The sequence below is a fragment of the bacterium genome (assembly GCA_024228115.1).
In the GTDB taxonomy this organism is placed as follows: domain Bacteria; phylum Myxococcota_A; class UBA9160; order UBA9160; family UBA6930.
The window spans coordinates 1-8,617 of sequence record JAAETT010000045.1; the positions used below are offsets into that span (position 1 = coordinate 1).

The 8,617-nt window shown below is 66.1% G+C and carries 7 protein-coding genes; 5 read left to right on the forward strand and 2 right to left on the reverse strand.

Going from position 1 to position 8,617, the window contains the following annotated elements:
- Positions 1-523: 523 nt before the first annotated feature.
- From GY937_01450 to GY937_01460, 3 genes are read left to right on the forward strand one after another with little or no spacing between them, the layout of a single operon-like run.
- On the forward strand, positions 524-2,293 hold the full coding sequence (locus GY937_01450) for a S8 family serine peptidase (protein ID MCP5055371.1): 1,770 nt from the start codon (positions 524-526) through the stop codon (positions 2,291-2,293).
- A gap of 59 nt (positions 2,294-2,352) precedes the next feature.
- Entirely contained in the window at positions 2,353-4,215 is a 1,863-nt protein-coding gene (locus GY937_01455) for a RiPP maturation radical SAM protein 1 (GenBank protein ID MCP5055372.1), read from the forward strand.
- 47 nt (positions 4,216-4,262) lie between these two features.
- Positions 4,263-4,652, forward strand: a complete 390-nt coding sequence (locus GY937_01460) for a hypothetical protein (GenBank protein ID MCP5055373.1) — start codon at positions 4,263-4,265, stop codon at positions 4,650-4,652.
- A 437-nt stretch (positions 4,653-5,089) separates the two neighbouring features.
- Here the strand turns inward: GY937_01460 and GY937_01465 are convergent, their stop codons facing one another.
- The gene (locus GY937_01465) at positions 5,090-6,154 is read right to left on the reverse strand and encodes a transposase (protein MCP5055374.1); all 1,065 of its coding nucleotides are present in this window, start codon (positions 6,152-6,154) and stop codon (positions 5,090-5,092) included.
- 142 nt (positions 6,155-6,296) lie between these two features.
- Between GY937_01465 and GY937_01470 the strand changes: the two genes are divergently transcribed.
- Positions 6,297-6,668, forward strand: a complete 372-nt coding sequence (locus tag GY937_01470) for a DUF899 domain-containing protein (GenBank protein MCP5055375.1) — start codon at positions 6,297-6,299, stop codon at positions 6,666-6,668.
- Between the two features lie 31 nt (positions 6,669-6,699).
- Here the strand turns inward: GY937_01470 and GY937_01475 are convergent, their stop codons facing one another.
- Positions 6,700-7,752, reverse strand: a complete 1,053-nt coding sequence (locus GY937_01475) for a GGDEF domain-containing protein (protein ID MCP5055376.1) — start codon at positions 7,750-7,752, stop codon at positions 6,700-6,702.
- A 349-nt stretch (positions 7,753-8,101) separates the two neighbouring features.
- Here GY937_01475 and GY937_01480 point away from each other — a divergent pair, with 349 nt between their 5' ends.
- Positions 8,102-8,503, forward strand: coding sequence for a helix-turn-helix domain-containing protein (locus tag GY937_01480; GenBank protein ID MCP5055377.1), 402 nt, complete (start codon positions 8,102-8,104; stop codon positions 8,501-8,503).
- The last annotated feature ends 114 nt before the right edge of the window (positions 8,504-8,617 follow it).

Sequence of the window (8,617 nt, forward strand, 5' to 3'; positions counted from 1 at the left end):
GAAATCCGCATGCTGCGTTCGATGTGGCGGGGGCTGGAAACGGAGTCACGGTGGGGTCTACACGGGCACGAACGGGGAAACCCGGGATACAGACAAGGCCACCGCCTTACGGACCACCGCGCCAGCCCTCGACCCTACCACCCAGCAATTTCGAGGCGGACCGATATTGAGGACCGACAGCCTGCGGCGGGCCCTGAGTTTTGTCCCTTCCTGGGACCGCCAACGACATGCGCGTGTGACGGTCCCGCACGGCTTGGGGCTCTTTGCCACCGCAAGCGATCTTGCATTGCCGTGCACAGACACGTGCACTGTGCGCTGAAACACAGAAAAGAGGGGTTTGCTGTCGACTTTGCTTCGAGACGTCTCCATAGTGATAACGTGTGCGTGACGCACGGAGGGCTTCGAAATGGCGGCAAGAAAGAAGACGGCGAGAAGGAAGGCGGGAAGAAAGAAGAGCGCGAGCAAGAAGGCGACCCGGACGCGGCAAGGGGGACGCCGTGCCGCTTCGCGCAAGGCGGGACCGATGCCGCGCCGCATCTTCGCGCAGGTGTCGCCGCGGTCGGTCGGCAGCACGTCGATGTTCGACGCCATGGGGACGATCAACTCCGACACGGTGGCGAACTTCCAGTCGGAGCCGAGCGACATCCAGCAGTGCGCGAACCTGCTCCTAGAGGCGGGCTTCGAGGTGCTGCAGGTCTCGAACTTCACGATCAACATCGCGGGCTCGCGGAGCACCTACGAGACGGCCTTCAAGACGAAGCTGGTGACCGAGGAGCGGCCCGTCATCAAGTCCGAGGGCCGCGAGGACTACGCGACCTTCGTCGAGTGTCCGGCCACCGACATGCCGGGGTTCATCAGCACGCGGGAGACCGCATTCGAGGACCTCGTCGAGGGCGTCGCGATCGAGGAGCCGGCGTACCTCATGGCGGCTTCGGCCTTCGCGCCCATGGTGCCCTACTGGCACCTTCGCCTTCCGGGCGACGTGTCGCTCGGCGTCAACGCCGACAAGGCGCACCGCGCGGGCATCACCGGGAAGGGCGTGAAGGTCGCGATGGTGGACAGCGGACAGTTCGCACATCCCTTCTTCGCGTCGCGCGGCTACCGGGTCGCGCCCACGGTCCTCGGGCCGGGCGCGTCGAACCCCACGCGGGACGAGATGGGTCACGGAACCGGTGAGTCCGCGAACATCTTCGCAGCCGCTCCCGACGCCCAGCTCCTGCCGGTGAAGCTCGCCACGACCGCTTCGGGAGGCATCCTCAACACCACCGGCGGCTTCAACGCCGCCGTGGCGCTGAACCCCGACATCATCACGTGCAGCTGGGGCAGCCACCGCGTTTCCGGACCGCTCTCCGCGGCCGACCAGGTCGCGGCCGCCGCAGTGGCGGCGGCCTGGGCCTCCGGGATCGTCGTCGTCTTCTCGGCGGGCAACGGCAACTTCGGCTTCCCGGGCCAGCACCCGAACGTGATCTCGGCCGGGGGCGTTCACATGAAGGAGGACGGCTCCATGGAGGCGTCCAACTATGCGAGCGGCTTCATGAGCAACATCTACTCGGGTCGCCGCGTTCCCGATCTGTCGGGTCTCGTCGGAATGCAACCGAAGGCGATCTACATCATGCTCCCCCTTGAGCCGGGGGACGGCATCGACGTCGGTCGCGCGGGAGGCACCTTCCCCAACGGCGACCAGACGGGGCCGAGAGACGGCTGGGCCGTCTTCAGCGGAACCTCCGCCGCCGCCCCCCAGCTCGCGGGAGTGGCCGCCCTCATGCTCCAGGCCTGCCCCAGCCTCTCGCCGAACGCCGTGCGCGAGATCATGATGAAGACGGCCCGGGACGTGACGAGCGGCTCGAACTCCCAGGGCAATCCGGCGACCACGGGACCGGATCTCGCCACCGGCAACGGGCTCGTCGACGCCCACAAGGCGATGCTGCTGGCGAAGATCCGCTGCAGCGGCATCGGGCCCCGGCGCGGCATCGAGCCCAGGCGCGGGATCGAGCCGCGGCGTGGCATCGAGCCCAGGCGGGGAATCGAGCCGCGACGCGGGATCGAGCCGCGACGCGGGATCGAGCCGCGACGCGGGATCGAGCCGCGGCGTGGGATCGAGCCGCGGCGCGGCATCGACCCGCCCGGACCGTTCCGGACCGCGGACGCAGACGCCTCGGAGAACGGCCCGGACTTCGGCCAGGTCTCGCTCGAGGCGCAACTCGCCGGAGGAGTGGGGATCACGCCCGAGGAGCGGGCCGACCTGGAGCAGATGGTCATCGCGTCCCAGATCGAGCTGGAGGACGAACTCTAGCCTGGCTTGGGCGTGCAGGACCCCTTTCGGTCCATCAGCGCGAGGTCGGGGGAGTCGGAATGAAGAAGGTACTGCTCGTGAGCATGCCGTTCGGCGCCCCCGAACGGCAGGCGCTCGGTCTCAGCCTGTTCAAGGCGCGCTTCGCGGAGGACGGCGTTCCCTGCGACGTCCGCTACCTGACCCTCACCTTCGCCGACCTGATCGGCATGGAGAGCTACCTCTGGGTCGTCCACGAGCTCCCCCACACCGCGTTCGCCGGGGAGTGGCTGTTTCGCGAGGCGCTCTTCGGGGACGACCCCCGGCGCGACGAGCAGTACATCCAGGAGACGCTGCGCGGCACCTGGCGGCTCAACGAGGACGACATCGCGCGTCTGTGCGAGATCCGCGCGCTCGTGCCCCACTTCCTGGACTACTGCCTGGAGGCGATCCCCTGGGACGAGTCACTGATCGTCGGCTTCACGTCCACCTTCGAGCAGAACATCCCGTCGCTGGCGCTCGCGCGGCGCATCAAGCAGGCGCACCCGTCGCTTCCGATCGCGTTCGGCGGCGGGAACTGGGAAGACGAGATGGGGGTCGAGCAGCATCGCCAATTCCCCTGGGTGGACTTCGTCTGCCCTGGGGAGGCCGACGAGACGTTCCCCGCGCTGGTCCGTCACCTGGCGTCGGGGCGCGGCAGCCGCACGCTCGCCGCCATTCCGGGACTGGTCTATCGCACCCGCAACGGGACCCGGTACACCGGACGTGCCAGGCTCATCACCGAGATGGATCGCCTTCCCATCCCGGATTACAGCGACTACTTCGAGCAGCTCTCCGGCTCCGCGTCGGGAAGCCTGGTCGTCCCGACGCTGCTCTTCGAAGGCTCGCGAGGCTGCTGGTGGGGTGCGACCTCGCACTGCACGTTCTGCGGGCTCAACGGCTCCACGATGAAGTTCCGCGGCAAGAGCCCGGACCGCGTGCTCCGCGAGGTCGACCACCTCGTATCGACCTGGGGGATCGACACCATCCAAGCGGTCGACAACATCATGGACATGCACTTCTTCAAGACCGTCCTGCCGGCCCTGGCCGAGCTCGAGAGCCCCCTGAGCTTCTTCTACGAGATCAAGTCGAACCTCGAGCGGCACCACGTGGAGCTGCTGGCGGCGGCCGGCGTGCGCATGGTGCAGCCGGGCATCGAGAGCCTGAGCGACGGGGTCTTGCGGCTGATGCGGAAGGGAACCACCGCGCTCCAGAACCTCCAGCTGCTCAAGTGGTGCAAGGAATACGACATCGCGGCGAGCTGGAACCTGCTGCACGGCTTCCCCGGCGAGACGAAGGCGCACTACGACGAAATGCTGGCCATGTTCCCGGCCATCGCCTTCCTCGGCGCGCCGACGGCCTGCGGGCCCGTCCGGCTCGACCGCTTCAGTCCCTACTTCACCCGGGCCGCTGAGTTCGGCCTCACCCACGTCCGGCCCATGAAGGTGTACCAGCAGCTCTACCCCCTCGACCCAGAGAGCCTCGGTCGCATTGCGTACTACTTCGACTACGACTACGAGCCGGAGAAGGCGCCGAACGGTTGCTCGGACGAGGTAGTGAAGGCCGCCGGCCAATGGAGCGACGACCCGGAGAAGGGCTCGCTCGTCTCGGTCCAGGGGGTGGGCGGCGAGCTCAAGCTCCTCGACGACCGCCGCAGTGCGCTGCGCTCGAGCTACAGGTTCGCGGGTCTCGACCGCGACGTCTACGACTACTGCGACCGGGCTCGCTCCCGCGGCTCTGTCCATCGCTTCGTCTGCGAATCGCTCCCGGAGAGCGGCCTCTCCGAGGAGCAGATCGGCGGCTTCCTCGACTGGCTCGTGGCGCAGCGCCTGATGGTGACCATGGGCGGCAAGTACCTCAGCCTGGCGATCGGCTCCCCGCCGGCCGACGTTTCGGGCGCGAGCTAGCGGGGCTATTCTCGAGGCGGATTCGAAGAAGGTCGCGGGGAGCGTCGATGGAGTTCGAGGAAGGTGAGGTGATCTCTGCCCTGGTCGTTCTGCGGTCGGCGGGGGGCAGATCGCCCCTCGACGAGTCGGAGATCACGTCGGCGAACGTCCGCGACGTCGCCCCCTCGGAGGAATCCGCCGCCGCCGCCGCCGAGGCGTTCCGTGAGCTGGGCTTCGAGGTCGGAGAGGTCGTGGGGATCGGCTTCTCGATCTCCGCGTCGCCCGGCGTATTCCGGAAGGTCTTCCGGACCTCGCCGCGCCGCGCCGCAGACGGCGGGGTCGTCGCCGAGGGAGGCGACGACGCAGGCCGGGAGCTCGCCGTCGAAGCGCTCCCCGCCGAGCTCGCGCGCCACGTGGCCGCCGTGACCTTCGAAGCGCCCGCGCAGCTGCTTCCCTGAACTTCGCGGTGTGAAATTACAGATCCCGCCGGAGATGCAGCCATAGTGTTGGCAGATAACGGTGTAGGGGATCTGAATGACCGAGGATCAGCGAGAGATCAGTCGAATGCGGATGAATATTGAGAACGGACAGGGCAGCGCGCTCGGACAACGGGATAGGAAGTCGTGCCTCGGCTCAGCCGATCGAACGGAGCGCGTCGCGCCCCCTCGACACCCCTCACCGGTTCCCTAGATCCGGAATTCGCTCCAGAGCGGGTAGTGATCTGAGCGTCGGTACGACAAAGATTGGTCGCTCAGATTCTGGTCTTGGTACATGAACCCCAAGAAATCGAAGGACCCGGACCTGGTAGGGTCGAGGGCTGGCGCGGTGGTCCGTAAGGCGGTGGCCTTGTCTGTATCCCGGGTTTCCCCGTATTGTGCCAAAACTCAGCCGCCTCCTACGCAGCCCGCCGGTAGTACCGAAGCAATCCACCGAGCCTCTCGCGACACCCGACAGGCCCATTGCTGCACGAGTTCGCCACGTCCGGTTCGACCAGCTCGTTGCCGAGCCCTTGGTGGTTGCGCTCAGAGTGGTAGTGGTCGACGTACTCGCGTACGGCTCGCCGCAGATGGCACTCGCCGAGCGGGACGACCTGCGCCATGCATTCCGACTTGATCGACCTGACGAAGCGCTCCGCGTACGCGTTCAAGTTCGGGCTGCGACTCGGGAGCTTGACGGGAACCACCCCGGAGCTCTCCAGGGTCGCGCGGAACGCCTTTGTGAACAGCGGGTCGCGGTCGTGGATGAGGTAGCGGCATCCGAGAAGGAATCCGTCTTCGCAGTCCGTTAGGTTCCGGGCGATCTGGGTCATCCAGATTCCGTCTGGCGACGCGGCGATTCCGGCGATCTCGACCCGACGGGTCTTGAGGTCGATCACGAACAACACGAGGTACCGGACGAGGCCTCGCCATGTGAGCACTTCGACTGTGAAGAAGTCCGTCGCAGCGATCGCGCCCCAATGTGCCTTCAGAAACGTCTTCCAGGTCGTGGGACGCCGCCCCACCGGGTCGATTCCGTTCTCTGCCAAGACCCGCTTGATCGTATTTCGACCGACGGTGTATCCCAGATTCTGGAGCGCGCCCTGGATTCGCGTGTAGCCCCATCGCGGGTTGTCTCCCGCCATCTCGAGGATCAGGCGCTGGATCTCCCCGGCGATCCTCGGTCGTCCTGGGCCGCGCTTCTCGCTCCCGTCGTACTTCTTCGCGACGAGGCTTCGGTACCAGCGAAGAAGCGTATCGGGCGTGACGACTGTGGAGATCTCTCGGAGCGCACGCCGTCCGATTGGCTTCGCTCGCTGAGCAAGCCGGCAACGTTGCGCATCGGTGAATCGGAGGCGCTTTCCACTCAGGTGCTCGCGGAGAACTCTGTTCTCCTCCTGGAGGTACTCGATCGTCTCCTGCTGCTGGCGATTTACCCATCCGGCAAAGATGAGCAGCAGAAACTGCAGCGGCAGAGGCGTCATGGCGGGAGGCTAGCTCGACTGAGGCGTCAGAAATGCGCTGTCCAGCGGCGATCCGGAGTGCGTGCAAGTCGTCGATTTCACAGAGAATTCGTGTCGGCCGTGTTTTGGCACACTACGGGCTCCAAGGTCGTCGCATTGCCGCGTGTCGGCGGTCTCCACCACCGATATCGCTGGTGCGAAGCCGCCTGATGACCCGATTCCACATCCGCGATCAGGCCGTCAGACGACGCGGATAAATATTGAGAACAGACAGGCCGAGGGCCTTCATCCGAAGTTCCGCAAGGCTCGGCCGGGCCGCCCGCCGCAGCTCGATGCGATCGGACAGGGCCAGTATCCGGGCCTGTCCGTCTTCGAGAAGGACCTCTCGGGCGAAATCCGACACTTCTACTCACAATCCGCCGATCTCGGGCCAGATGGGTTCCGAGGCATGGATCTGTTGAACCCACTGTGGCACCTGGTGGACTGCCTGCCTGAGGGGCACGGCGACTTCTTCCCGGCGATGTCGTACGCCTAGCGACATCGGGTTGCCGCTGAAGTCGCGTGGCTCAGGCCTTGGAGCAGACCCGATTGCGGCCGCCCGACTTCGCACGGTAGAGCTCGATGTCCGCCGCCTCCACCAGCCCGTTGGCCGTGCGATCCGTCTGGCTCAGCGTGGCCACGCCAAGACTGACAGTGAGGCCGCCTTCGTCGGCGTCGTCGAGCATGAGGTTCTCGATGGATTCGCGGATCTTCTCCGCGAAAATCTCGCCCCCCTCGAGCGGAGCCTCCGGCAGGATTATCGCGAACTCCTCGCCCCCGTAGCGCGCTGGCAGATCGTGGGCGCGCGAACAGCCCTGGAGCACGCGTGCCACCGCGACGAGGGCCGCGTCGCCCTGCCGATGGCCGAGCTTGTCGTTGTAGGCCTTGAAGTGGTCCACGTCGGCCATCACCAGGCTCAGATCGCGACCGTGCCGCTGGGCGCGCTTGACCTCGGTCTCGAGTGTGGACCAGAAGCAGCCGTGGTTCGCGAGATTGGTCAGCGCATCGCGTTGCGCGCGCTCCTGCATTTCTTCGAAGCGGTGCGCGCTCGCGAGAGCGACTGCCGCATGATTTGCGATGGCCTCGAGCATCCGCAGGTCCGACTGAACGAAGTTCTCCTGGCTTCGCTTGTTGTTGACGTTGATGACGCCGCGCACGCACCCCTGAAAGACCAGGGGAACACTGATGCAGGAGTGGGTGTAGTAGCGTTCGTGATTGGGCCGCTGGAAGCGCGGATCGGACTCCACGTCGCTGACCAACAGCGACTCGCCCGTCGCGATGACCATTCCGGATATACCCTCGTTCACCCTGACGCGTGTGTCCTTGACGACTTCCGAGGAAAGGCCACGGGCGGCGATGATACGCAGGGTCGAATCGGACTCGACGAGCAGGACAGAGACGATCTCGCAGTCGAGATGGGTGGCCGTTCGATCGATCAGACGCTCGATGACCTCGGTGACCGAAAGATCGGAGGCGAGGTCGTGAACCGTATCGAAGAGGATTTCGAGCTCGGCGTGCCAGCGGCGCTGGGCACTGCCATCGAACTCACCCGGCTCCGGATGGACTGCCTTTCGAATCATCTGCTGTGGGCCCTCGTCCGTCGGGTACGTGCTCGTCGCGTGTATCGCCCCCCCGGCCTGCCGCCTTGACTGGTTTTCCCTCTAGAGCCGGGGCGGACCCGCTACACCAGGGGTGGATCCAGTGGGTTGCACTGGTAGGGTCGAGGGCTGGCGCGGTGGTCCGTAAGGCGGTGGCCTTGTCTGTATCCCGGGTTTCCCCGTTCGTGCCCGTGTAGACCCCTGTGTGTTCTCATTATCGGATCCGGCACCCCAGCCGCTGGTGAGTCACAACCGGGAGGGCGTATCGCACGCCCCACCAGCCCCGGCAGTCTGGTGAGTGTTCGCGGGATCGTGCAGCCTCGCCGCCGTCGTGAAGGTCCTGTTCTCTTTCGCGATCGCCCTGCTCCACTCGCTTCGGGCCTGCTTCCGCAGGCAGCGTGAGCAAGCCCTCGTCGAGCTCGCCCTCCGTCAACAGCTCGCAGTCCTCCGCCAAGCCAGACGACGACCCAGGCTCACTTCCCTGGATCGCGGTTTCTGGGTGCTCCTGCGCCAGCTCTGGCCCCGCTGGAGGGAAGTCTTGGTCGTCGTCCAGCCCGAGACCGTCGTGGGCGGGCACCGGAAGGGCTTTCGTCTGTACTGGCGGTTCCGCTCCAGGCGGCAACCCGGCCGGCCCCGCATCGCGAAGGAAGTGCGACAGCTCATCCGGCGCATGGCGCTCGAGAATCCGTGGGGTGCCCGAAGGGTCCATGTAGACGCTCACTCAGAAGCGTAGAAATCTGATCATTTGGCCGGGGGGCGACGCAGCCCGCCGTTCCGGATTCCGATTCAGATCTTCCGGGTCGAAAGGTCCTTGACCCAGGGCGAACGCCCTCCCGGCTCGACCGGA